The 25678-nt window shown below is 40.7% G+C and carries 25 protein-coding genes and 1 riboswitch; of the genes, 10 read left to right on the top strand and 15 right to left on the bottom strand.

Annotated elements, in window-relative coordinates; all coding sequences use genetic code 11:
• Nucleotides 1-3: 3 nt before the first annotated feature.
• Complete coding sequence (gene kduD, locus ACYP5M_RS17130; protein ID WP_101224828.1) at nucleotides 4-780, top strand: 2-dehydro-3-deoxy-D-gluconate 5-dehydrogenase KduD; 777 nt, start codon at nucleotides 4-6, stop codon at nucleotides 778-780.
• A gap of 180 nt (nucleotides 781-960) precedes the next feature.
• Nucleotides 961-1968, top strand: coding sequence for a LacI family DNA-binding transcriptional regulator (locus tag ACYP5M_RS17125; RefSeq protein WP_434168464.1), 1008 nt, complete (start codon nucleotides 961-963; stop codon nucleotides 1966-1968).
• 110 nt (nucleotides 1969-2078) lie between these two features.
• Here ACYP5M_RS17125 and ACYP5M_RS17120 read toward each other — a convergent pair whose 3' ends face one another.
• Genes ACYP5M_RS17120 through ACYP5M_RS17110 form a run of 3 tightly spaced genes read right to left on the bottom strand, consistent with a single transcriptional unit; the run spans nucleotide 2079 to nucleotide 3491 of the window.
• Nucleotides 2079-2582, bottom strand: a complete 504-nt coding sequence (locus ACYP5M_RS17120) for a GrpB family protein (RefSeq protein WP_434168463.1) — start codon at nucleotides 2580-2582, stop codon at nucleotides 2079-2081.
• Nucleotides 2583-2622: 40 nt separating this feature from the next.
• The gene (locus ACYP5M_RS17115; RefSeq protein ID WP_101224830.1) at nucleotides 2623-3123 is read right to left on the bottom strand and encodes a hypothetical protein; all 501 of its coding nucleotides are present in this window, start codon (nucleotides 3121-3123) and stop codon (nucleotides 2623-2625) included.
• Complete coding sequence (locus tag ACYP5M_RS17110; RefSeq protein WP_459735312.1) at nucleotides 3120-3491, bottom strand: hypothetical protein; 372 nt, start codon at nucleotides 3489-3491, stop codon at nucleotides 3120-3122. Before ACYP5M_RS17110 ends, ACYP5M_RS17115 begins: the two co-directional genes overlap by 4 nt.
• Before the next feature lie 110 nt (nucleotides 3492-3601).
• On the opposite strand from ACYP5M_RS17110, the gene ACYP5M_RS17105 reads away from it, so the two are divergent.
• Nucleotides 3602-4099: a VanZ family protein gene (locus ACYP5M_RS17105; RefSeq protein WP_459735311.1), complete on the top strand. Its 498-nt coding sequence runs from the start codon at nucleotides 3602-3604 to the stop codon at nucleotides 4097-4099.
• 226 nt (nucleotides 4100-4325) lie between these two features.
• Here the strand turns inward: ACYP5M_RS17105 and ACYP5M_RS17100 are convergent, their stop codons facing one another.
• The 6 genes from ACYP5M_RS17100 to bioB all read right to left on the bottom strand — a co-directional run bounded on the left by ACYP5M_RS17100 (nucleotide 4326) and on the right by bioB (nucleotide 9741).
• On the bottom strand, nucleotides 4326-4463 hold the full coding sequence (locus tag ACYP5M_RS17100; protein ID WP_452444909.1) for a hypothetical protein: 138 nt from the start codon (nucleotides 4461-4463) through the stop codon (nucleotides 4326-4328).
• Nucleotides 4464-4540: 77 nt separating this feature from the next.
• Nucleotides 4541-5341 (bottom strand): molybdate ABC transporter substrate-binding protein, encoded by an 801-nt coding sequence (gene modA, locus ACYP5M_RS17095; protein WP_101224832.1) that lies wholly within the window; start codon nucleotides 5339-5341, stop codon nucleotides 4541-4543.
• Between the two features lie 94 nt (nucleotides 5342-5435).
• The gene (locus tag ACYP5M_RS17090) at nucleotides 5436-6605 is read right to left on the bottom strand and encodes an MGDG synthase family glycosyltransferase (RefSeq protein ID WP_459735310.1); all 1170 of its coding nucleotides are present in this window, start codon (nucleotides 6603-6605) and stop codon (nucleotides 5436-5438) included.
• 102 nt (nucleotides 6606-6707) lie between these two features.
• The gene (locus ACYP5M_RS17085; protein WP_459735309.1) at nucleotides 6708-7307 is read right to left on the bottom strand and encodes a DedA family protein; all 600 of its coding nucleotides are present in this window, start codon (nucleotides 7305-7307) and stop codon (nucleotides 6708-6710) included.
• A 17-nt stretch (nucleotides 7308-7324) separates the two neighbouring features.
• Nucleotides 7325-8023 carry a polysaccharide deacetylase family protein gene (locus ACYP5M_RS17080; RefSeq protein ID WP_459735373.1) on the bottom strand — a complete coding sequence of 233 codons (699 nt, stop codon included), beginning with the start codon at nucleotides 8021-8023 and terminating at the stop codon, nucleotides 7325-7327.
• A gap of 734 nt (nucleotides 8024-8757) precedes the next feature.
• Nucleotides 8758-9741 carry a biotin synthase BioB gene (gene bioB, locus ACYP5M_RS17075; RefSeq protein WP_101225033.1) on the bottom strand — a complete coding sequence of 328 codons (984 nt, stop codon included), beginning with the start codon at nucleotides 9739-9741 and terminating at the stop codon, nucleotides 8758-8760.
• Between the two features lie 500 nt (nucleotides 9742-10241).
• Between bioB and ACYP5M_RS17070 the strand changes: the two genes are divergently transcribed.
• The 4 genes from ACYP5M_RS17070 to ACYP5M_RS17055 all read left to right on the top strand — a co-directional run bounded on the left by ACYP5M_RS17070 (nucleotide 10242) and on the right by ACYP5M_RS17055 (nucleotide 13487).
• Nucleotides 10242-10826 carry a biotin transporter BioY gene (locus tag ACYP5M_RS17070; RefSeq protein WP_402906058.1) on the top strand — a complete coding sequence of 195 codons (585 nt, stop codon included), beginning with the start codon at nucleotides 10242-10244 and terminating at the stop codon, nucleotides 10824-10826.
• Nucleotides 10805-11512: a dethiobiotin synthase gene (gene bioD / locus ACYP5M_RS17065; protein ID WP_459735308.1), complete on the top strand. Its 708-nt coding sequence runs from the start codon at nucleotides 10805-10807 to the stop codon at nucleotides 11510-11512. The genes ACYP5M_RS17070 and bioD overlap by 22 nt, the downstream gene beginning before the upstream one ends.
• Nucleotides 11509-12891, top strand: coding sequence for an adenosylmethionine--8-amino-7-oxononanoate transaminase (gene bioA, locus ACYP5M_RS17060; RefSeq protein WP_434168458.1), 1383 nt, complete (start codon nucleotides 11509-11511; stop codon nucleotides 12889-12891). Before bioD ends, bioA begins: the two co-directional genes overlap by 4 nt.
• A 383-nt stretch (nucleotides 12892-13274) precedes the next feature.
• Entirely contained in the window at nucleotides 13275-13487 is a 213-nt protein-coding gene (locus ACYP5M_RS17055; RefSeq protein WP_434168457.1) for a hypothetical protein, read from the top strand.
• A gap of 88 nt (nucleotides 13488-13575) precedes the next feature.
• Here the strand turns inward: ACYP5M_RS17055 and ACYP5M_RS17050 are convergent, their stop codons facing one another.
• Together ACYP5M_RS17050 and ACYP5M_RS17045 are read right to left on the bottom strand one after the other, a co-directional pair.
• Entirely contained in the window at nucleotides 13576-14925 is a 1350-nt protein-coding gene (locus tag ACYP5M_RS17050; RefSeq protein ID WP_434168456.1) for an FAD-binding oxidoreductase, read from the bottom strand.
• Nucleotides 14926-15285: 360 nt separating this feature from the next.
• Nucleotides 15286-16674, bottom strand: coding sequence for an amino acid permease (locus tag ACYP5M_RS17045; protein WP_459735307.1), 1389 nt, complete (start codon nucleotides 16672-16674; stop codon nucleotides 15286-15288).
• A gap of 502 nt (nucleotides 16675-17176) precedes the next feature.
• A riboswitch (glycine riboswitch) is annotated at nucleotides 17177-17255 on the top strand.
• 206 nt (nucleotides 17256-17461) lie between these two features.
• Between ACYP5M_RS17045 and ACYP5M_RS17040 the strand changes: the two genes are divergently transcribed.
• The 3 genes from ACYP5M_RS17040 (at nucleotide 17462) to ACYP5M_RS17030 (ending at nucleotide 20752) form a co-directional block, all read left to right on the top strand.
• Nucleotides 17462-18805 carry an amino acid permease gene (locus ACYP5M_RS17040; RefSeq protein WP_459735306.1) on the top strand — a complete coding sequence of 448 codons (1344 nt, stop codon included), beginning with the start codon at nucleotides 17462-17464 and terminating at the stop codon, nucleotides 18803-18805.
• Nucleotides 18806-19076: 271 nt separating this feature from the next.
• The gene (locus tag ACYP5M_RS17035; protein ID WP_048685209.1) at nucleotides 19077-19277 is read left to right on the top strand and encodes a DUF3311 domain-containing protein; all 201 of its coding nucleotides are present in this window, start codon (nucleotides 19077-19079) and stop codon (nucleotides 19275-19277) included.
• Nucleotides 19274-20752, top strand: a complete 1479-nt coding sequence (locus ACYP5M_RS17030; RefSeq protein WP_101224844.1) for a sodium:solute symporter family protein — start codon at nucleotides 19274-19276, stop codon at nucleotides 20750-20752. The genes ACYP5M_RS17035 and ACYP5M_RS17030 overlap by 4 nt, the downstream gene beginning before the upstream one ends.
• Nucleotides 20753-20889: 137 nt before the next feature.
• Here ACYP5M_RS17030 and ACYP5M_RS17025 read toward each other — a convergent pair whose 3' ends face one another.
• From ACYP5M_RS17025 to ACYP5M_RS17010, 4 genes are all read right to left on the bottom strand, one after another.
• Nucleotides 20890-21096, bottom strand: coding sequence for a hypothetical protein (locus tag ACYP5M_RS17025; protein WP_057278651.1), 207 nt, complete (start codon nucleotides 21094-21096; stop codon nucleotides 20890-20892).
• 278 nt (nucleotides 21097-21374) lie between these two features.
• A complete protein-coding gene (argH, locus tag ACYP5M_RS17020) occupies nucleotides 21375-22859 on the bottom strand; it encodes an argininosuccinate lyase (protein WP_459735305.1) in 1485 nt (494 codons plus the stop codon).
• Nucleotides 22860-22874: 15 nt separating this feature from the next.
• A complete protein-coding gene (locus ACYP5M_RS17015) occupies nucleotides 22875-24563 on the bottom strand; it encodes an ABC transporter permease (protein WP_459735304.1) in 1689 nt (562 codons plus the stop codon).
• Nucleotides 24560-25672: an ABC transporter ATP-binding protein gene (locus ACYP5M_RS17010; RefSeq protein ID WP_459735303.1), complete on the bottom strand. Its 1113-nt coding sequence runs from the start codon at nucleotides 25670-25672 to the stop codon at nucleotides 24560-24562. The genes ACYP5M_RS17015 and ACYP5M_RS17010 overlap by 4 nt, the downstream gene beginning before the upstream one ends.
• Nucleotides 25673-25678: the final 6 nt, after the last annotated feature.

Here is a 25678-nt window from a genome sequence, read left to right as displayed (position 1 = left end):
AAGATGAGTTTACTGGATTTTTCAATGGACTTTTTCAGCTTAAAAGGGAAAGTTGCCATCGTAACGGGAGGAAATACTGGATTAGGACAAGGATATGCGGTTGCTTTAGCAAAAGCAGGTGCAGATGTTTTTATCGTTGCCCATGGTGACAATTGGCAGGAAACAAAGGATTTAATTGAAACGACCGGCCAAAAAGCAGTCTTTTATCAAGCAGAACTTACCAATAAAGACAGCCTTAAAGGTGTTGTAAAAGGCTGTCTTGATGCATACGGGAAAATCGATATCCTTGTTAATAATGCAGGAACGATTCGCCGTGCTCCTTTATTGGAATATAAAGACGAAGATTGGAATGCAGTAATGGACATTAACCTAAATTCCCTGTATTTTCTTAGTCAGTTAGTTGCCAAAGAAATGGTTGAACAAGGCAGCGGAAAAATCATAAATATCGCTTCGATGCTCACATTCCAAGGAGGGAAGTTCGTTCCGGCATATACAGCGAGTAAACATGGCGTTGCCGGGCTGACTAAAGCATTCGCTAATGAATTGGCGTCTAAAAACATTCAAATAAACGCGATTGCCCCAGGATATATTGAAACGGCCAATACTGCCGCGCTACGTGCAGATGAGTCAAGAAACAAGGACATTCTCTCAAGGATCCCGGCTGAAAAATGGGGAACACCATTTGATGTCATGGGAACCGTCGTTTTTCTTGCAAGCAAGGCCTCTGACTATATGAATGGCCATATTCTCGCTGTCGATGGAGGCTGGCTCGTTCGTTAATGATTAAGGTTTGCAAATGAATATGTTTATGGTTAACACCCTTAGCCAAAGTGCTTAGGGTGTTTCTTACATCCAATGTTTAACAAAACCTGCTAACTGGCGTTGGAATCGTAATGCTCCTTTGTTATGATGAAGGTAACCCGTTCTATTTCAAGAAATAATATCCTTTAGGAGAACATCATGAAAAAAAAGAAAACTACCATATCAGATGTTGCTGAGAAGGCCGGTGTTTCCAAAAGTACGGTTTCTCAATATATTAACCAACGTTTTCGTTATATGAGTGCTGAAACAAAAAACAGAATCGAGCAAGTCATCCAAGAACTTGATTTTCGCCCCAATGATAATGCCAGGAATTTAAAAGTGAAAAAAACAAAAGTCATAGGCATACTCGTAGCAAATATTTTACATACTTTATCCACCGAAATCATTCGTACCGTAGAAGAACAGCTTCAGCAGCATGGCATGAAGGTATTCATATGTGACTCAGCCGATGACCCAGAGAAAGAAAAAGAATACCTTGATTTGCTGGTTTCCACGCAAGTAGATGGAATCATCATTTTTCCGGTTGGAAATGATTTTAAAGTCTATAATTACTTGACCGATCATTCAATTCCAATGGTTTTCGTTGATCGATTAGTAGATGGAGTTACATCCGATTCCGTTCTTTTGGACAATCATGCTGCAATCTTTTTAGCTGTCTCCATGCTGGCTGAAAAAGGACACGAAAATATTGCTTTTTTAACCTTACCGATTGATATCCCGATCACACCAAGATTGGAAAGAATCGAAGGATTCAAAAAAGCGATGGCATCTCATAAATTGGAAGTCAGGGAGGATGATATTCATTCTTTACCAAGAAATCGAATTCAAGAAAAATTGGCCCAGATATTCGATGCAGAAAAACCTCCAACAGCCATAGTGGCAGGAAATGATTTAGTGTTACGTGAAATCCTTAGCTATTTGAAAAAGCAAAAAATCTCGATCCCTGGGGAAGTGGCCATTGTCAGCATTGATGATGTCGCTTATACGGAGTTTTATGAACCCTCCATCACAACTATCGGACAACCAATACAACAAATGGGCATTAAAACAGCAGAGTTATTATTGAACCGGATAACCAATTCGGATCAGACTCCATACATTACTTACCGGTTTGCCCCTGAACTAATTGTTCGGAGTTCATGCTAATTGATCATACAAAAACGGCAGTTTAAATTGACTGCCGTTACCTCTTGTCCTAAGAAAAGCTAACCTTTGGTGTTTCATTTTCTTTCAGTTAAGAAACATGGCAAGAACTATCATCTTGCTGACTCTATGACATTTTGGATAAATGGAGCTTTTGCTTTCGTGTACCCCACTATATCCCCAGGATGCTTTTGAGCTAAGGATAATTTTAATTCCTGATATTGTTTCCTTACGTCAGGATGGCTTCTTAGATAGTCCCTGAACGAAAGTTGATTCTTCCATTGTCCACTTCCGAATTTATAGATATGCAAATGATGTGTCCCCGCTCTCCATTGGCCTTTTCTAAAAAAACGCCTTTCGGGAAATTCCTGATGCGAGACAAATTCATATCCAATCGATTCCAAGGGCTCAATGAATGTGTCTGCTACATCTAAATGCCGGACGCCAACCATGATGTCCAAAATCGGTTTTGCCCCCAACCCTATGACAGATGTACTTCCAATATGCTCAACACAAAGGCAAGAGTTCTTTAAAACCCCCATTATCCTCGCTTTTTCCTGTTGAAATTCATTAACCCAATCAGGGTTATAATCCTCGATCTTTACTGTTTTCTCCATATAATCACTCAACTTTTCAGGTAAAAGATATTATCAGCCATTATTTCTCATCACGTGACCATTTGACGATCGGATCTTGCGTACTCGGCTCATAGTAAGTTCCGACATACACCTTTTCTTTCCCGGTTATTTTATTCGTTCGGATGACTGTATATCTTCCTTTATCATAATTTTTGGTAAGATAATATTTCCGGTAAGAAAACCCTTTTTCGGGGCCGGTTAATTTCTCTTTAGTTTTATACGCTTCCGGCTTGTTCAAGCTCTCTTTCACTACACTTCTAATATTCAGCGGAGTTCCCTCAAGCTTAACATCACTCCGGAAATCGGCGCTCCTTGTCTCGGCTTTCCCTAAAGGCACGGATGCCATTTCGATCGTTTCTTGGGTTTGTTCCGAAAATGATTTTGTGACACTGTATGAATACAGGATATTCATGGAACTTATATTGTCTTTCATTTTGCCAGCAAATTCAGGCATGGCAAAATTCAATAGAAAGGTAATCGATATACATACGATTAATAAAGTAAGCGAAATTTTCTTCATATTTCCTCTTTCTCAACTATGTATTCTTGTAATCCAACTTGTTCATTTTCCTTTGGAATAATTCCAAATTTAGCGATTAATAGAATGGCAAGAAAACCAAAACAGCAAAAACTAGTATTATCACTTGTAATAAATGAAACCGGTATAATACGAGATGAGAGTAATGAATTCAAAATATAAGAAAAAAGAAAACCCGAATAGGATAGGCAAATCAGGTAGTTTCCAATCAATACCCTCTTGTAATGAACATACTCCGACTTATTTCCGTTCCTGATACTGACACAATGTCTAAATTGCCTAATGAGGCCGTATGTGAAACCAATAATTAACATGACTGCAATGAGAAAATCAATTATTGCTTCCTCCACTTTTACCCCTCCTTGCGCTAAAGAAACTTGTAAAATATTACATTAAACTCATCATATACCATTTATGATAAAATGATAAATATTTCCTACTTTAATATTGGAGTTGTATCATGAAAATTTTTGTGAAAATTGTATTATCGTTATTTATGGTTCTTTATCTATTAATCCTTACAAAGCTCATTTTATTTAAAACCCTCTCAATAACCGAAATGAATGGTCATATTATTTTTTCCTTCACTGGCCGATATTGGGGGTCCCATAACTTCATCCCTTTTAAAACCATTTTCCATTACCTGTTCTTAGCGGATGTAAATACATCCATCCGGATTGAGAACATAGCGGGGAATATCATCGGTTTTGTACCATTTGGCTTGATGCTTCCATTAATATCAAAAAGGTTTTCCCAACTCAGATCGATCTTGATTGCAACATTCTGTTTTAGCTTCACCTATGAGGTTCTTCAGCTTTTATTTGAATTAGGAAGTTTTGATACCGATGATATGATCCTGAATACTCTTGGCGGGACTATAGGATACCTGCCGATTAAGCTGTTTTACACAGTTTTCAAAAAGAATGGAACCATTCACAGCCAGGCACAAGGACAGTAATTTGCTGTCCTTCTTTTGTCACAAGTTACTTTCACGCCGCTGCCGAATTATTGACGCGTAGGTTGAAATATCATGTCCTTATTCTTACGTTTAAAGCGAGACAAGGTTTCAATATAAAGGAAAATATACCTAATATTACTGTAGATGCATAAAAAAAAGACCACCTGATTGGTGGTTACAGCCTGTAGACAAATTCAAAGATCAGCAAGAGATGTTTCAGTTGATTTCAGAAATCCGCTCCCTTTCCGCCGACTGCCTGCCAAGCCTCCTCGCCGCGAGCGGCTGCGGTGTCTCGGCTAGCCAGTAATTCGGCAGGAGTGTCGCAAATTTCTTCAATCCAATAAGGATTACAGTAAAAAAACATTAAGTATAATCTAGTCTTGTTTTAAAATTTAGGTAGAACCCCATTTTGTCTACAACCCCAGGCCATCAGATTGGTGGTTATTTCAAATTTTTAAATCCGTATTTTTCAAAGATTTTCATGGAGTCTTCCGTTTGGAGATAATCATAGAATAGCTTGGCTTCCTTATCATGATCCAAGTCATTGATCATTCCGACGGGATATATGATTGGATCGTGTAAATCTGCCTGGGCTGCTGCAATGATTTCAATTTTCGATGAGTTGAGCGCATCCGTTTTATAGACGAGGCCTGCGTCCACGTTTCCCGTTTCCACATATGTAAGCACTTGCCGGACATCCTTTGCATATACCAATCGATCTTCAACCTCTTTAAAGAGGTTCATGTTTTCCAAAGTTTGTTTCGCATATTGCCCTGCCGGTACAGACTCTGGAGTGCCAATCGAAATTTTTTCTGCCTTTGTAAGGTCTTCCAGCGATCCGATTTCCTTTTTGGAATCCTTTGGCACCACCAGCACCAGATCATTGCCGACTAAATCAATTCCGTTTTTCTCTTCAATAAGATCTTCCTCTACTAATTTATCAAATTTATCTTCTGCAGCTGAGAAAAACAGGTCAACAGGCGCGCCTTGGGATATCTGCTGCTGAAGAGCTCCAGAGGCTCCAAAGTTATAATGAACTTCTACATTTGCATTCTCTTTTTCAAAAGACATCTTTATATCATTTAAGGCATCTTGCAAACTTACAGCTGCGGAAACCGTCAATTCCACTTTACCTCCGGCTTGCGCCTTCATTTCTGTTTTTTCCGCTTGATCATTTGAACAACCTGCGATCGCTGCCGCAAGCAGCATAATCGAAAAAATCATAAGGTATGTTTTTTTCAAAGTCACTCTTCTTCCGACCTTTCATTTTAGGTTGGCTGCTAATTCAGCAGCCTTCCGTATTATTCTTTCATTTAGATTCCGAACACCATGCATCTCAGCTATAAAGAAGTTTGGGCTGTCGGGCTAGATAGGAAGGTGTACCATTTTGATTAAGACTAAGGATCAATTTCATGACCTCCACTATTCCCTCAGGTTTCTCCAACTCTATTTCCTTATGATAAGCTTCTATGGATGTGTTCCACTTTTTCATTTTTTTCTGATCCTTCAATATACTCAGCAATTGTTTTTCAAAAGGCTTTTTCTGATTAAGTTTAAATACAAGTCCTTGTTGTTTTAAATATTGCAGATTAATTTCCTCCTGCCCGGGAAGCCTCGAATGAACAAAAATGGGAAGCCTTTTTCGCAATGCTTCGCTAATCGTGACACCGCCCGGTTTCGTAACGATTGCGTCAACTTCTTCATAAAGCTTATTCATTTCAGACCTTGATGAGATATAAGGCAATGGTTTGATATGTGGTAAGTTCCATGTTTCGATTTCTTCATAAAGCTTGCTGTTATTTCCGCATAGGACTAAATAATCAAAGTCGGTTGAATTCTTTAACTCATCACCTAAGTTCAAAATCCCTCCAAGACCGCTATTTCCTCCGGATATCAAAATTTTTGGCCGTGCTGTATTTCTTTGGACACGGGCATTTTTAGTGATTTCCTCGTGCACGGGAATGCCAGTGACCATCATCGTTTGTTTTGGTATTTGACACTTACTCATCAGCTTTTCTTTTACTTCTTGACTAGGAAGAAAATGGGCATCTATCCCTTCGCTTCCCCACACATTATTAATAAAGTAGTCCGTGTACACATTTATAACCGGTGTGCTGCACTTCCCTTTCATCTTTAGCTGACTTAAAAGATAGGAAGGAAAACCGTGTGTACACACAATTAAATCAGGCTTTTCTTCTGCTATCAATTGTTCCAATTTATTCATGAATAGTTGCTGATACCACTTAAATATCCGTTCCTTTGGCGTGTGCACATAAAACAGATTCTTATAGGCAAGATTATAGGTTTCCGGCGCATAACGGATCCATGTAAGATAACTATTTACAATGATTTTTTCTAGAGAGGTATTGGTATAGCTGATTAGATCGATTTTCTTATAAGTAATCCCATTTGAATGCTTTTTTAACATATCCATTAATGCCTCTGCAACTTGATGATGTCCCGACTGCATTCGAAAGAGAGGTAAAAACAAAATTTTCTTCTTCATAAATGTGTCATCTCCTAAGAAATCATTCTGAAAATACAAAATATATAGTTCATGATATCTTCTTCTTATAATAAATTTCCAATTTTATAATAAGGAGCCGACTCAACCTTTGGACATTTGTTTTCTCTTTTTAATGTATTTGATAGAAACATAAAGTGCAAAAATAACTAAAAATACAAGCCCTAAATATGGAACATATTTAGGATTAACATTAAAAGCATCCCCGATATAATAACCGGCCACTATAAAAGGGACGGTCCATAGAATAGTGCCAAATAGGGAAAATAGGAAGTATTTCCGAAAAGGTATAGAAGAGATTCCTGCGAAATATGGACTAATTTGTCTTATTCCCGGAATATAAAATCCAAATACTAAGGTTTTTTGTGCATTATCCGTATAGTTTTTCTTTGCTTTCTCCCAGCGTTCAGTCGTAATCCCAATGAATCTTCCAAATTTATTTATAAATGGATACCCCACATATTTTCCGCATGCATAAGCTGCAAGCATTCCGGTAAAGGCGCCGAGAATTGCACACAGCATTGCCAAACCCAGTGAGAGCTTACCTTGTGCTACCAACACCCCAATCAGAAATAGAAGTGATTCTTCAGGAGCAGGCACTCCCACAATGCCGAAGAATAAAAAAAGAAAAATGATCAGGTATCCATATGAATCAATAAAATGTAAAAGCGTATCTATATTCATAATACCCCCAGAATTATTTATAAGTCTTTTAAAGTAATAAAGTAAATTCCTTTTTCCTTACTCTCCTGTAGGTAAATTTTTAACATTTCAATCATATAGCCTGGTGCTTCTTTATCCGCTCCCAATGTTTCACCACAGTCATGAAGTAACAGGATGGAACCTTCTGTCGAAGTGCTTCGCAGTTGATCAAGCAAAGTATTCCTGCAATTTTCGACTTTCCAATCCCCGAAGATGCCGGACCACATCACCACTCTATATTTCTTACTGAAAAGTGGTGTGAACATATTAAAATGGCCCCATGGCGGTCTATAAAAAACAACCTTTTCATTCGTAACTTCATTTATCGCCTTTTCAGTCATTTCCAACTGTTTCCGTAAATGGATTGGTGATAGCACCCAGCTTGAAACATGATGATAATGGTGGATCCCTATAGTATGTCCCTCTTCATGCATTCTTTTAATAATCTCAGGATTTCTTTTCACCTTACTGCCAACAACAAAAAATGTGGCCTTTATCTTATACTCTTTTAAAAGATCAAGTAATTTTATTGTATATTCAGGGTGTGGGCCATCATCGAAAGTTAGCGCTATCCCATTATTCGAATTGATTTTTTTTGTTATTCCCAGACTGCATACACGAATAAGCACCGTTGGGATAATAGTATAAAATATTAATAGCAATAATAAAATAATAAAACTAATCAGCCATATATGCATCACACAAAACTATCCTCTCGTTATTGATATTACCAATACTGATTCTTTCCCTATATCATATTCATTTACCACAATGCAGCAAATTTTATTGTATTCAGGTAATTCATTAAAAAAACCTCTTCTTACAATTTAGCATTTTTTTTTCATTATTTTCACTTATCAATCATTTTTTTATTTTTGTAAAATTTTACTGACCACTAGCCTGCTTACTGCAAAGTAATAAAACACCTATAAAGAAATTAGAATTAGAGCAGTTTGCCTGCATTTTTTTCATTTAAAAACGTTCGAGTTGATTTCAGAAATCCGCTCCCTTTCCGCCGACTGTCTGCCAAGCCTCCTCACCACAAGCGGCTATGGAGTCTTGGCTAGCCAGCTATTCGGCAGGAGTGTCGCCATTTTCTTCAATCCAATAAGGGTTACAGAAAAAATATGAAGGGTAATCTAGTCTTGTTTTTAAACAAATTCCAAGAAAAATCGAGTGTGCCTGCGGTTTTTTTCATTTAAAAACGTTCCAATTGTTATCATCCGGAGCATTTTTTGCCGTTCACGATTTTTTCATCCATCAACGCTCTTTTTGCGGCCGTCCACGCACCTTATTCGACCGTTCTCGAATTTATTCGACCCTCCATGCACTTTTTTCGACCCCAATTGGGTCTTCCTTTTGCCGACAAACTGAAAAAAACACCCTAAGGGTGTTTTTTTAAATCCATATTGTTTTCCAATAATCCTCTTTATCAAAGAGCACATTCTTCAATTTCAAATCCCAGGTCTTCGATGATTCCCCAATCTGCTGTAGGTTCTTGACCAGCTGTCGTTAAATAATCGCCGACGAAGATGGAATTGGCTGCATAAAGTGCCATGGGCTGCATGGAACGGAGATTGACCTCACGACCGCCGGCCAGACGGATTTCTTTACTCGGATTAACGAATCTCATCATCGAAATCAATTTCAGGCATTTAGTAGGGGTCAACTCGGAAGTTCCCTCAAGCGGCGTTCCGTCAATTGCATTGAGAAAATTACAAGGAATGGAATCTGCATCAAGGCTGCGTAGGGATAGTGCGATTTCCACCGCTTCCGACTCAGATTCCCCCATACCGAAAATGGCACCAGAACATGGGGACATTCCGGCTTCTTTTACAGCTTCGACTGTATCTACCCGGTCTTCATATGTATGTGTCGATGTAATTTTACTGTAGTTTTCCTGTGATGTATTCAAATTGTGGTTGTAGCGATGAACGCCTGCTTCCGCAAGTTTGCCAGCATGTTCCTCATTCAGGAAACCTAAACAACAGCAGATTTTAAGATCCGTCGTTTCGCGGATTTCTTTTACTGCTTCAATGACATGATCGATTTCCCTGTTGGTCGGACGACGGCCAGACGCAACGATGCAGTAAGTACCCGCTTTGCGACGAATTGATTCTTGCGCTCCCTCGACAATCTTTTCTTTCGTCAACCAAGCATATTTATCGATTGGGGCTTCCGATACGATCGACTGCGAGCAGTAGCCGCAATCTTCGGGACATAATCCTGATTTCGTATTGATGATCATATTCAATTTAACTTTTTTCCCATAATGATGCTTGCGTATGAGGTAGGCCGCATTCAAAATTTCCAAAACCTCTTCGTCTGGGGCTTGTACGATGGATAATGCCTCTTCCTCCGTCACTTTATATCCTTTGATAACGTTCTCCGCTAACATCTTCCAGTCCCTTAACATTGTTTCCAAACCTATCCCTCTTTTCTTTATTGTGTGCCGAATCGCTGGTTTATGGATTCCTTGACTATGCAATTCCTAGAAAAGGAGCATAACCCGGTCTGGTAAATAAAGACCAACTGCCTGCAATATCTACCTGATGCTCCAACCGCGAATGCCTCCATCTCCAATCCACTTTCCCTTCAAACCAAGTAGTCGCATGTGCACCATCCAACCACAATGGGCAGCACTTAACATTTAGCAGTATCAATACTGCCTGGCGATTTAGGTAAATTTGTTAACCTTAAATATTTTAAGTTAACATATCGATAGAATAATAACATACTAACAAAATATTATTCAATGGTCTTTTTTCAATATTTTCCTAGTCTCTCCTTTAAATCCCGATAAAGATGGCTTTTTATATGTTAACTAAACAATAAATTAGTTGACATATAAAATAGAAATCAGGCAAACTAATAGTGGGCATTTTGCCAGCACTTTCAAAAAAGGAGGTTAAAAACTTGAAAGCAAGGACGATTTCCTATGTGGCCCTTTTTACCGCGTTAACTGCCATTGGCGCCTTTATTAAGATACCTATACCTTACATACCATTCACACTGCAAATTCTGGCAGTCTATTTGGCAGGCGCATTATTGGGGCCCCGGCTTGGAATGCTCAGTCAGTTATGCTACGTCTTGATCGGACTTATCGGGGTGCCCGTGTTTGCTGAAGGCGGGGGATTCGGCTATATTTTCAAACCTACATTCGGCTATTTGCTCGGATATATACTGGGAGCCTATGTAAATGGATGGCTGATCAACCGGTTTTCCCTCTCCACGATTCGTTCCATATTCTTTGCTAATGCCGCCTCTTTGCTGACAGTTTACCTTTTTGGCTGCATCTGGCTGTATGGTGCAATGAAGTGGATTGTGGAAACGCCGCTTTCAATCAACCAAACGATTCTTTACGGCTTCTTATTACCTGTACCCGGTGATCTACTGCTGTGCATTCTATGTGCTGTCATCATTCAACAAGTACGTCCGCGCATTGCAAGATATATAAACGTAAAGGAGCTGAATCATCCATGGGCCAAGCCTACTTTATAACCGGAACTGGCACGGATATTGGAAAGACCATCGTCACGAGCGCACTCTATCTGTCTCTTCAAACATTGGGAAAAAGCGTCACGATATTCAAACCATTCCAAACTGGAATCAATGAAGAAAATCATACATACCCGGATATATCTTGGTTTGAGCAGGAACTCGGTGTAAAGGATTCAGGGTTTTACACACTGAAACCGGAAACCTCCCCACATTTGGCGATTAAATTAACCGGTAGTCTTATCGATGAGAAGAAAGTCGTGGAAAGGGTTCATGAACTTGAGGAAATGTATGACATCGTATTAGTCGAGGGTGCTGGCGGATTGGCTGTCCCGCTCATTGAACGATCCGACGGTTTCTATATGACGGCGGATTTCATAAGAGATTGCGGAATGCCTGTCGTATTCGTATCTACAAGTGGTTTAGGCGCGATTCATAATGTCGTGACGACGCATTCGTATGCCCAAATCCATGATATATGCGTGAAAACCATTTTGTATAACCATTACCGGTCAGAGGACCCGATTCATAAAGACAATATCGAAACCATTGAAAAGCTGACTGGGCTGAATGGCCTCGCCTGCATTCCAACACTGGCGGATGTTAGAAAAGACTTGAGGATCTGCATCCTTGATTTACTTGGTGATCAAGATTATACCCAACAACTGAAAGAGGTGTTCCAAGCATGAACAGTCAGGATTTAGAGCAATGGGATAAGGAATATGTATGGCATCCGTTCACACAAATGAAAACGTATCGGGAAAGTAAACCACTGATCATCGAGCGCGGCGAAGGCAGCTACTTGATTGATGTGGATGGCAAACGCTATTTGGACGGCTATGCCTCATTATGGGTAAATGTGCACGGGCATAACGAGCCGGAATTAAACGGCGCCCTTATTGAACAAGTGAATAAGGTCGCGCACTCCACACTGCTGGGATCTGCAAATGTACCATCGATCTTACTGGCAAAAAAACTTGCAGAGATCACTCCTGGTCATTTATCGAAAGTCTTCTACTCTGACACTGGATCTGCTGCTGTGGAAATCGCCCTTAAAGTCGCTTATCAATATTGGCAGAATATCGATTCCGTCAAGCATCGGAATAAAAACAAATTCGTCTCCCTTGACGAAGCATACCATGGCGATACTGTCGGTGCCGTGAGTGTTGGCGGAATGGGTCTATTCCATAGAATCTTTAAGCCACTCTTATTTCAACGGATTTCCGCCCCTTCACCATATGCCTATCACATGACTGAGTATGGAGATCAAGAAGCAGTGAAAAACCATTGCTTGAAGGAACTGGAGAAGTTACTGCAAGAACAATCAGAGGAAATTGCAGGATTGATCATCGAACCGCTTGTGCAGGGCGCGGCAGGCATCATAACCCACCCGGCAGGCTTTTTGAAAGAAGTCGAACAATTATGCAGAAAGTACAACATCCTCTTAATTTGTGATGAGGTGGCCGTTGGATTCGGTCGAACCGGAACGATGTTTGCCTGCGAACAGGAAGATGTCGTTCCTGATATCATGTGTATGGGCAAAGGGATCACTGGGGGATATATGCCACTCGCAGCAACCATCATGAACGAGCAGATCTTTCAATCCTTCTTGGGAGAACGGGAAGAACATAAAACCTTCTATCACGGCCACACCTATACAGGAAATCAGCTAGCCTGTGCACTGGCCCTGAAGAATATCGAGCTAATGGAAAGCCGCAATCTCATTAAAGACATCCAGAAAAAATCAAAATACCTATCCGAAAAACTGCAAGCACTATACGAACTTCCGATAGTCGGCGATATCCGCCAGCGCGGCTTCATGATTGGAGTGGAAATCGTTAAAGACCGCCAAACAAAAGAAACGTTCACCCTCCAAGAAAATGTCGTTTCCGGAATCATCCATACAGCACGGGAAAATGGCCTGATCATTCGGGAACTTGGTCCAGTCATCACGATGATGCCGATCCTTTCCATGTCAGAAAAGGAACTCGATTTCATGGTCGAAACCGTCTACCGTGCCATTAAGGAAGTCTCCATTCATAAAGGATTGATTCCAGCAGCTAACTGATACACAAAGAACCGGAAGAGCAGAGCTCATCCGGTTCCTTCTATACTTTGTAGGGACTTCGTGAAGAATGATCACAGATATTACATTGTATTCAAGGAACGTAATACTATTTATGCAGATGAAAATTTAAGGATTCTAAGTAAATACCCCTAATGATTCCATTCTCTTTCTGCCCGTTTTTAAATCTTAAAAATGTACCTTTTACACGAATTTGGATTGTCCATAAATTTGGCATCGTTTATTTAAATGGCTTTTTTGCTTGTTTCAAAATTTCCCCAAGCTGCCCATCCTGTCTGCGTCATATATTTTTTCTCCTTATAAAAAAGAAAAGAAAGGTCATCCTAATGGAGTAATTCCAATAATGACATAAGGAGAGAAGCTACATGCCCCAACAACAAATCGATATCAATCAATTAAACCAAGCAAAAGCAAACGTTACCCTAACACAAACCTTACTTTCACAAGCAATTGAAAAATCTTCCTCTGATCCAACTTTGGCACAAGAAGCCATTAAACAAGCAGTTCAAGAAATCGCACAAGCACAGTCTTCCGTAAATCAGGTTTACAGTGCAGTTCAAGCTCAGCAAGCAGAATGATTTTGGGAAAATGAAAATAAAAGAGGCCTATCCCAATTGAGGAATAGGCCTTTTTAATAGCGAATGTTTTTGGTGCATCCAAGCTTTTTCAGACCCACTTCTTAAAAGGCGGTATACTTTGAGGGAATTTAAACGTATTGTATGGATCATATCTCGTTTTAACTTCCCGAAGCCGCTTGAAATTTTCTCCATAGTACGCAGTTGGCCAATCTTCGATGAGGATATCCGGCCAATTCACGTAGTCACCTGTAGTATATGGTGACAATGCGCATTTAAGTTCTTTGATCCACTGGATGTTTTGCCGCTCTTCTTCTGGATTCGTCCATGTAGCCAGATACTCCTGGGCGATGATGGCATCCCGATAATAAAAAGCCGTTTCATTTGGGGACACACGGCCAACTGCCCCTCCTAGGGATTGGTGCCAAATGGCTGCATTTTCATTTGGAGCGTTTTCCAGAAAATGCTTCATCGTCAAGATTGCTTGCCGTTGAAAAGGTTTTTCAATGAAGGACCCCGACCGCTTGCGATGGGCCGGTCGATTTCCACTTGGATCATTAAAGAATTGCACAGCATCAATATACGGGACTTCCTTTATCATGATATTTGTTGGAAAACCCGCTCTCGTCAAAGGCTTTAGAAGCTGCTGCAACCTATAAGATGGCCCAACAAATTCACCTTGAGCGATAATTTGGTTTACTTCCTTTGACTTGAATTCGATTTCTGAAGTTAAACACTCTTCAACTTGAGGGGCCCAATCCTGCCAGGCTTCAAACACCGCTTCAAAATCTTCCCATCCCCATGTGACGGAGAAAATCGATACCCTTGATACGGGGTGTACCCGAAAGGTAAGAGAAGTGACTATGCCAAAGTTTCCCCCTCCACCCCCGCAGCATGCCCAAAATAAATCACTATTAATTTTCCTATTTGCTTTAATAAGTTTGGCGCCCCTCTTTCCGCACGCCCTTACCATTTCTATTTCAAGCAAATTGTCACAAGTAAGTCCAAAGCGTCTCGATAACATGCCTATTCCACCGCCGAGCGTAAGGCCTACAAGACCAACACCGCTTTCGGTTCCAGCCGGAATCGTCGTGCCATACTTCCATAGCGTATTATATACTTGACCTAAATCAGCTCCGGCTTCGATTTTTGCAATCATTTTTTCACGGTTGACCTTGATATTGTACATTTCACTTATATCAATGATTAGACCGCCATTCACTAATGAAAAATTTTCATAACTATGCCTGCCGCTCCTAACCCGGAAAGGTGTATGATTTTCCCGGGCCCACTTCAATGAATTCAATACATCATTGGAATTCTGGCAAAACACAATGACCTTTGGAAATTTAGAAAAACTTAAGTTATTATTTATCCTGGCCTGCTCATACTCAGCATCATTAGGTGTAACGACCCGCCCGGTAAGTTTTGTTCTTTCCAAAATATAACCCCTTCCTCGGGTAAAGATGATGTTACATCCTATGAAAAAGTCTGTCAGGAAGACACATTCCATAAGCGTCCCCCTGCTGGCATCCCTTGTTACGGGGACTAATTAGCTTTACTCGTGAGATTCGCTGATTTACTCGTTAAATTCCGCTGTTTTACTCGAGTTTCTCAGCTTTACTCGTGAGTTTTGCCGTTTTACTCGTGAATTCCTCTGTTTTACTCGAGTTTCTCAGCTTCACTCGTAAGTTTCGCCATTTTACTCGTGAATTCCACCACTTCACTCCTGAATTCCAACAGTCACCAAAGACAAAAAAGCCCTTCTCGAATTAAGAGAAGGGCTTTCTGATAGAGTTTCTTATCCCGAAATTTCATCATCGGATTTAACATCCAATGGTGTTCGTTTATCCATTTTCAGCATGAAATAACTTGCTACGACCAAGGCTAGGAAAACGATCCCGACAACCAAGGAAATCCGGGTACTAGGATTGATCCACATACCGACCAGCACCATCAGTAAGAAGGCAATTGTCGCATAGTTACTGTAAGGGGCCAACGGCATCTTGAACGGATGTTTCTCCATTTCAGCGGCATTTACCTTTCTGAATTTAAGCTCACTGATAAGTAAGACAAACCATGGAATCATCCCGGGTAATACACTCGCACTGTACACATAAAGGAATAATTGCGGCGGTGCAAGGTAATTCAGGATAACCCCGATGCCCAATCCTAATAGTACAGCGATCGTACAATATGCCGGCACTCCATTTTTAGATACTTTAGCAAAGACTTTTGGAGCTTGGCCATTCAATGCAAGTGTGTAAAGCATACGCCCTGCACTGAAAATCCCACTGTTGCATCCAGACATTGCCGCTGTGATTACGACAAAATTGATGATTCCTGCTGCTGCTGTGATACCTATTTTAGCAAAGGTTGAAACGAATGGGCTTCCTAAGTCATCCAGTTGATCCCAAGGGAAGACTGTCACGATGACAAATATGGCACCAATATAGAAAATTAATATACGCCATATGATTGATTGGATAGCTTTTGTTACGGTCTTCCTTGGATCTTTCGCTTCTCCGGCTGTGATGCCGATAAGCTCAACGCCTTGATAGGATGCCACGACAAGGGAAAGCGCAAAGAAGAATCCTGTCCAGCCTCCCGTAAAGAAGCCGCCATTTTCCCATAGATTCGATAATCCAATCGCATCCCCGCCATTCCCTATTCCAAAGAAGATAAGGCCTAGGCCGGCAACGATCATCAATATGATCGTTATGATTTTTATAAGCGCAAACCAGAATTCAAATTCCCCGAAGGATTTAACTGAAATGAGGTTGGCCGCCCCCAAGATGATCATGGCGACCACACCTGGTATCCATGCCGGTAAATCCGGGAACCAATATTGCATATACAACCCAACCGCGATGATTTCGGACATTCCGACGATTACCCATTGAAACCAATTGCTCCAAGCAGTCATATAACCTGCCAAAGGATGTATATAGCTGCTCGCAAAGGTTGCAAAAGAACCTGTAGTCGGTTCTAAATAGAGCATCTCACCCATGGAACGCATGATGAAAAATATAAAAATACCTGCGATGGCATAAGCAAGCATTACAGAGGGCCCGGTCCATTTGATCGTGCTCGCCGATCCCATGAATAACCCGACACCGATGGTTCCGCCCAAAGCTATCATTTGAATGTGACGTGCTTCCAGCCCTCTCTTTAATTCCTTGTTCGACATGTTTAACTCCCCCAGATGCAATATCGGTAATGCTTTTCCATCCTTAACACGAACGACTCTCTATTAATTATTGCGGTTAGAAATGCTTTATCGAAAAAAATATCAATAACACTTCAATTATGTTTTCTTATCTTATAATAGTAAATATTCTGTAAAAATACAATTGTATTTTTGAAATAAACAGTTACCAAATATATCTTGGCAATTTCCCTTATCTAAAAATATCATTTCAAAAAAATGATGTTCAATATTTCATAATAGTGATCATCCAAAAAACAAATTTTTCAAGTACCTTAATAAAAATTAAGACCACTATAAAACTACAGCTATTGCCGTTTTCACTTCAAAAAAAACTTGTTGACCTTCCGAAAAATAGATGATAGAATTCCAATATTATTTTATAAGCATAATGAATGATTCAGCAGTGGTAGATTATCACTGACAACATTTATTCACAACCGCATACAAGCAAGCGATGAATGCTATGGATGACACTATAGCAGGAGCAGCTTCTGGAGAGACTGTACAAGGTGCAGCGCCGAAGGATTCACAATCTCAGGCAAAAGGACAGAAGAGTAACGAATGATAAAATTGTTATTCTGAACCCTTTAAGAGATTGGTATTATCCAATCTCTTTTTTTATTGTCCATTTTGTGGTTGGACTAAAAACAACAGCTTTAAAACCAATGGGAAAGGCAAGCTGGACGAAAAAATCAGTCCCTCTCTCCAAGACCATTCAGGTAAATTCATTCACTACCAAGACTATAAAAAGACGGGGGCGTAAGAATTGGCAAGACAAGAATTAAAAAGAGATTTAAAAAATAGACATGTACAACTGATCGCAATAGGAGGAACCATTGGCACCGGATTATTTTTAGGTTCCGGAAAAGCCATACAATTAGCAGGACCTTCCATTTTATTTTCCTATCTGATAATAGGGATTGCCTTGTTTTTTGTGATGAGGGCACTGGGGGAATTGCTCTTATCCAATGCAGGGTATACATCATTCACTGAATTTGCAACCGAATATGTCGGTCCATGGGCCGGCTTCGTGACAGGGTGGACATATTGGTTCTGTTGGATCATGACCGCAATGGCCGATATCATAGCTGTCGGCGTCTATATGCAATATTGGTTCGATATCCCTCAATGGATTCCGGCTCTAATATGCCTAGTCATTCTGTTAGGATTGAACCTTTTGACCGTTAAGTTATTTGGTGAATTGGAATTCTGGTTTGCCATCATTAAAGTAATCACGATCATCGCCTTGATCGTCGTGGGGATCATCCTTTTGATCATCGGCTTCAATACCAATAGCGGAACGGTTTCCCTAACGAACCTATGGAATCATGGGGGCATGTTCCCTAATGGCATTTCTGGATTCCTATTATCTTTACAGCTGGTCGTCTTCTCATTTGTCGGTGTCGAATTGGTCGGGGTTTCCGCAGCAGAAACGGCAAACCCGAGAAAGAACATTCCATCTGCCATCAATAAAATCCCTGTCCGGATTTTACTTTTCTATGTTGGTGCACTATTCGTCATTCTCTGCGTCAACCCATGGACACAACTGGATGCCACGAGCAGCCCATTTGTAGAGGTCTTTGCGTTAATCGGCATTCCTGTCGCTGCAGGGATCATCAACTTCGTCGTTTTGACATCCGCTGCTTCTGCATGCAACAGCGGTTTATTTTCAACGAGCCGAATACTTTATACGTTAAGCAGGAATGGCGAAGCCCCTGCTAAACTGGAAAAATTAAATAAACAGGCTGTTCCGAGCAATGCCTTATTAACATCCACAATCGTTGTATCAATAGGGGCATTATTAAGCAAACTGATACCTGAACATGCATTTACCGTCGTGACGACCATCAGTGCCATCTGTTTCATATGGGTATGGAGCATTATCTTGATTTCCCATATCAAATATTCGAAAACAAGGCCTGACCTAAGAGCGAAATCGACTTTCAAGGCTCCTTTTACACCCTTTGTCAATTACGCCATATTAGGATTATTCCTGTTCATCCTTATTGTTATGCTATTCGCTGAAGCTACACGACTATCACTGCTCTTGACCCCAATCTGGTTCATACTTTTGGTAATACTATATAATTCTCGGAAAAAATATAGCTAAAGGAAATAAAGCCTTGAACTCACTAAGAATTCAAGGCTTTATCTGTTTTATGAACATATCATTGTTCGGCTGTCTGCGCACAGTTGCTCAAATATATCAGGCAACTGCATTAAATTTTATATCAAAATAGTGTAAGCTAATATATATTATCGGACCTTTTCCGTCATGTATGAATTTTTCATCCCGGTTTGGTTCACCCATCCATCAGTGGCATTGAAGAATAAACCCCATTGGTGGGCGTTTCACTTTATTAAAACGGAGGGGTTTGTTTATGAAGATTATATATATTCTTACTCTAGTTCCTTTTATAGGCATACTAGGATTTCTGCCTTTTGTTAATAAAATAGAACCATATGTATTAGGGATGCCTTTCAATATGTTCTGGATGGCTATGTGGGTGGTCCTTACCTCTGCCATACTGGGCATCATGTATAAGCTGGATCCCAGGAATCGGGAAGGTGACCAGGAATGAATATTGCTCTCTTAATCATTTTAGCATTTTTACTTCTATCGATATTTTTAGGCATACGCTCTTCAAAAGGAAAAGATATGGACTTGGAACAATGGACGGTTGGCGGACGCGGTTTTGGTGCGATATTCGTCTTTCTGCTGATGGCCGGGGAAATCTATACGACCTTCTCCTTCCTTGGCGGCAGCGGCTGGGCTTATGGCAAGGGCGCACCCGCACTATATGTTCTAATTTACATTACTTTGTCTTACGTATTATCCTATTGGCTCCTACCGGAAATATGGAGATATGCCAAGGAAAATAAACTGATGTCCCAATCCGATTTCTTTGTAAGCAAATATAAGAGTCCCGGTTTAGGAATTTTGGCTGCACTTGTCGGTGTGGTGTCGATGATTCCAGTGATCGTCGTGCAGCTGAAAGGATTGGGGATCATTGTCTCAGAAGCATCTTATGGTGCCATCTCTATGTCTGAGGCAGTTTGGATGGGGGCGATCAGCCTTACCATTTATGTGATGATCTCCGGTATACACGGTTCAGTTTGGACAGCGGTCATTAAAGATATAATGATGGTCGCCATAATAGGATTTTTAGGGATTTATCTTCCGATTCATTACTTTGGCGGATTTCAGCCGATGTTTGAAGCGATTGATGCGGCCAAGCCTGGTTTTCTTAAGTTCCCAGATCAGGGACTTAGCGTATCATGGTTCATCTCCACGGTAATATTGCTCGTATTCGGTTTCTATATGTGGCCACAAGTTTTCAGCGCTGTTTATTCAGCACGCAGCGGCAAGGTATTTCGAAAAAATGCAATCATCAGCCCTTTATATACACTCATGCTGTTATTCGTCTTTTTTGTTGGGTTTACAGCAATATTGAAAGTGCCCGGCCTCGTTGGGGCAGATGCAGACCTGTCATTGCTGCGCCTTTCGATCGAGACCTTTGATCCATGGTTTATAGGCATAATCGGCGGAGCTGGATTATTGACTGCATTGGTGCCGGGATCCATGCTTTTGATGAGCGTCGCTACACTGCTCGCGAAAAACGTCTATAAGGAATTTGCACCTGCAGTATCCGATCGCCATGTCGTACGATTGGCAAAGTTCCTTGTTCCAGTCATCGCCCTTATAGCCGTCTACTTCACCTTAAACGGCGGCGAAACGATGTCAGCATTAATTCTTATGGGATACAGTCTAATCACACAGCTTTTCCCGTCCCTGCTCTTTAGTCTGAAAAGGAATAATCCGATCAATAAATTTGGCGCAATCTCCGGCATCATTTCAGGATTGGCCATCGTAATTTGCATTACACTCAGTCATTCGACAATAGGGACCTTGTTTCCATCCTTGCCGCAAGCAGCGAAAGATTTGAATGTGGGAATCATTGCATTGGCAGTCAATTTCATTGTGATGATCGCAGTAAGTCTGGCTTTCAGAAAGCAAGCGATTCAGTTGGAACCTAAATCCGTTAACGAAATATGAAGAAACTTTGAAACCGGTTATTTTGGATAAATAAACATCGGAGGGCTCAGTCAAAAGACTGAGCCTTCCTTATTATCGGCATCCAAGCATATTTCCTTTTTCTCAATATTGTTTATAGGAAACCTCATTTTAGACTATTAATCTTTTCTGTTTATAAACAAATCCCCTATTTTAACTAATAAATACAACGAAAAAATAATCATCAAGGTTCTGGATACTACCAGACCATCAATAGCTAAATCATATCCACCTCTTAATAAAACTTCCGGATTCAAACAAAAAGTAATCGATATTACGAAAGCTATTAAAATCAGGATAACACCGAACTGAGATCTATTTGACATTAACATTCCGCCTTATATTATATATTTTCCAAATAATAGCATTGTTTTTAGGAATAATCTACATTCATTGTCACTAGGGATATCTCAGTTGCAATAAAAATCCAAAATAAATAGCCACCCTGATAAAGAATGACTATATATCATAAAATATGAAGCTTTCTCAGTAAAATGCATCGTATTGCTTCCGAGCCAACAAAAAATACTCTCTTCAGAAGGTTCATGCTTTTACTCGTGAGTTTCATGCGCGTCAAGACTCATTTCCCTTTAACAACATACCTTTAGTAATCCACTAAAGCCTTCCTGCCATCATTCAATGCTTTGACCATTTCCTTATATTCCTGCAAATCTTGTCCCAGTTTTTGTTTTCTATTTACAATCATTCTCGTAACCTCTTTTGGGGAGGGCCCGCCTTGAATGCTTCTAATTTCCACAAAATATTCGGGAGAGATTATTTTTTTCCATTCATCTTCTGCTATGTTCACTGAAACGAATTCATTGATGATCTTGTTGATTTCTTTTGTGTCCCAATCATATAGCTCTTTCCCTTCACTAATTGACCGTTTTGCAATATGACTGGCTATGGAGTGGGCTTTTCTAAAGGATATGTCGTAATCTCTTGATAGGGTATCCGCTAATTCAGTAACCGTTATACTGGATTTTGCGGCCATTTTCTTTGTGTGTTCTTCATTTACTTTCAAGGTTGACATGACGGCATACATTAGTTTCATGACACGTCCTGCATTCGAAAAAGCCCGATATAAATGCGGCTGTAAATCATCTTCCGTATCGACGATATCACCAAATGGTGTATTGTGGATCATATTCATTGCAGCAAGTGCATCACCATACGCACTGCTTGCAATCGAACGGGAATGTTCAATGGAGACTGGATTTCTTTTTTGCGGCATGATGCTGCTCACTTGAACATAAGGGTCCGCCACATGAAAGGTTCCAAACTCCCTTGTCACATGCTGCAGGAAGTCTTGAATCCATCTTCCTGTATTGACCATGCACGTCATGATGGCAGTTGCGGTTTCCAATAAATAATCCGCCCCGCCAATCGAGTCATAGGAATTCTCAATCACCGAATCAAATCCAAGCAGTTCAGCCGTACGGTTCCGGCTGATCGGAAAACCGGTGGTCGTTAACGCGGCCGCGCCCAAAGGGGATTGGTTAACCGTTTCATAGGCTGCCCATAACCGGCCAATATCCCTTTGAAGCACATCATATATTGCCAAAAAGTAATGTCCTATCGTAGTCGGCTGAGCCGGTTGGGTATGCGTATAACCAGTTATATAGGTTTCTGTATGTTTTTCAGCCTGCACCAAGAATGCTTCACTCAATTGGTTTGCATAGCCAATCAATTGGAGTAGATGACCTCTTAAAACAAGCCGGTACATGGCGACTCCCATATCATTACGACTGCGGCCGATATGAATCTTCCCTGCAAGTTCATGACCGATTTCCTCACCGATCTTTGCCTCCATCATGAAAAATAAGTCTTCGAACTGGGGCTGATAGGTCAACTGCGCTAGATCTGTTTGAGCCACTTTCCGAATCCCATCAAGCATGGTCTTCGCCTCTTCTTCTTTAATGATCTTTTGTTCCGAAAGCATGATGACATGTGCCCGATGAATATCGAACATTGCATGAAATAAGTAATCTCTTTGATCATTAAAAACAGGCATCAGAAGCTCTCTAGCATATGTTTTTCCGGGAAAGGCACTACCTTCATTTTTGATAAATTCTTCAAGCCTGCTCATCTTTTAACCTCCGATTTATAAAGCTCTTTCCGCTTTGATTCCAAAAAACTTGTTCGAAATAAAGAGAACGATTACAATCAGCGTGATTTGAATCATCCCATAGGCAGCTGCCTGCCCCATATTGAACATCCGAAGCTGATTCATGATTTCAATGGATATGGGCCTGTTAGAAATTGTGTACAACAGGACCGACGTCGGGAATTCCCCCACAGATTCGATAAATGCCAATAATGTCCCTGATAAAACACCAGGCATAATAATAGGAAATATGACTTTTCTGAAGGTATAAAACCACTTTGCCCCCAAGTTTCTGGCTGCTTCTTCAATCGAGTCATCCAGCTGCTCCAGAACGGCGTTAGTCGAACGGACAACGAGCGGAATATGCCTGATGAAATAGGCAAGCGGCAAAATCCAAAATGTTCCTACCAAAATTTGACCAAAGGAAAAAACGCTAGGTTCATTGAATGCGAATATCAAGTTCATCCCTATGACCGTTGCAGGCAACGCCCAAGGAATCATGACTAGAATATCGACAAAGCTTTTCCCGACGAATTTCCGTTTGACAAGTACATAGGACGCTATGACCCCAAACACCAGATTTGCCAACGTAGCAATAACCGCCATCAGTAAACTATTTCGTAACGGTTTGAAGATATTAGGGTCTTCAAACAAAAGCCGGTAATTTTCCATATTAAATACTGTTGGATATGTTTGAAATGTCCAGGTTCCATCCGGCACAAGTGAAAGCAATAGAATCGTAAAGTGCGGTAATAGCAGAATAATTACGCCGATGATACCCGTTAAGACCATCACCCATTTCATAAGCGGGTTTCTCACTTCACTCCTGTGTGCGCCAATTCCTTTCGAAGCCATGCGATAATCCTTCCTATTTTGATACCAACGCATGAATAATAGAAATGAAATCGAAACGATGGATAGAATGACGGATTGAGTAGCGGCAATTTCCATATCACCATTGATTTTTGAAAAATAAATTTGCAGGCTCAACACCCTATATCCGCCAGCTAATAAAAACGGGGCACTGAAAGAAGCCATCGATATCATGAAAACAAGTAGAGAAGCGGCTACGATGGCAGGTGTCAATAATGGAAAAGTCACCTTCCAAAAAACCTTGATTTTATTTGCGCCTAAGTTATAAGCCGCTTCTTCAAGGGAAGGATCTATTTTGTTGATTGCAGCGGATACGGTCATATAAAAATAAACATACATCGTATAGGCATGCACGATAAGGATTCCCGATACCCCGCCAATCTTGAATGGAACCTTCTCGAGACCAAACAGGTCCTTGATGGCATTTGGAATCAATCCCGATTCTCCATATAAAAACATAAAGGCCATGACCCCTACCAATGATGGAAGGACAATCGGCAAAATCGCTGCTGATGAAAAGAAGCTTCTGCCGGGAAAATCGTAACGGTTAAAAATGAATGCGAGCGGAATGCCAATCAAGGCACTGACCAATACACTCAATAAGGATATATAAACAGAATTCCATAGAGCCTCTAAGTTCGTTTTCGATTCCTGTATGAAGAAGTCCTGATAATTTCCAAGGGATATCGTTCCGTCTTTTTGCAGACTTTCTATAAAGGTCCTCAACGATGGGTAGAGTACATAAGCTACTAGCACCAATAAAACTGGTATAAGGAGCCAAACCGTCAATCTCGTATCACGATTTTTAATCATGGAGCATCACCACTTATGATGGGAATAAGACGCAGCTGTTTCTCAGGAAGCTGGACATACACTTCCTTTCCTTGATAAAAGTATCCAAAATCATAAGTGTTAAATACGTCGACCCTTAGTAACACGTCTTGAACATCCACCATGACATTCACAACAGATCCAAAGAATTGGACGGAATTTATTTTACCTTTAAAGATATTCTTTCCTTCCTCGATCACTTCCAGAATTCTGATTGCTTCAGGACGAATCGAAACAGCAAGGTCAGCATCACTCTGTATGATTGAAATTCCGTCCCTAGCTTGATTTTCCACCTTCAATTTAATCGGTTTTTCACTATTCTTAAGGGCAACCTCTATATTATCTTGTTGAACTTTTTCGACTTGAACGGGCAAAAGATTAATCTCGCCTATAAAACTCGCCACAAAATCATTGGCCGGCCGATTATAAATTTCTGCCGGCGTCCCGACCTGGTGACATACACCATAATTGAACACAGCGATCCGATCACTCATGGATAAAGCCTCAGCCTGATCATGTGTGACATATATCGTGGTAATCTTATAGTCACGCTGCAGCCTTAAGATTTCCACTCTCATTTCATCACGAAGCTTGGCATCCAGATTACTTAATGGTTCATCCAGCAGTAATATCTCCGGTTCAATGACCAGTGCTCTCGCAAGGGCCACCCGCTGCTGCTGCCCTCCGCTTAACTGGCTCACTTGACGATTCGAGTAGCTCTCCAGCCTTACCTTTTGGAGGGCATCCAGCACTCTCCTCTTTAAGTCAACAGAAGAAACCTTTCTCACACGCAAGCCAAACGCTACATTTTCAAAAACAGTCATGTGGGGAAAGAGGGCATAGTTTTGAAAAACCATGCCTGTATTTCTTTTCTCCGGAGGTACACGCGTCATATCTTTGTCGCCAAATCGGACGACACCTTTTGTTGGATAATAAAAACCGGCAATCATCCGAAGCGTTGTCGTTTTACCGCAGCCGCTTGGACCAAGAAAGGTAAAAAACTCACCTTCTTTGATGTCCAGATTTAAATGGTCAACAGCTATCGTTTTCCCGAAGGCTTTTTGGACATTCTCTATTTTTATTGACGCCATCCCAAC

This window comes from Peribacillus sp. N1, assembly GCF_054600815.1.
This window is presented reverse-complemented; position numbering and strand designations above follow the sequence as displayed.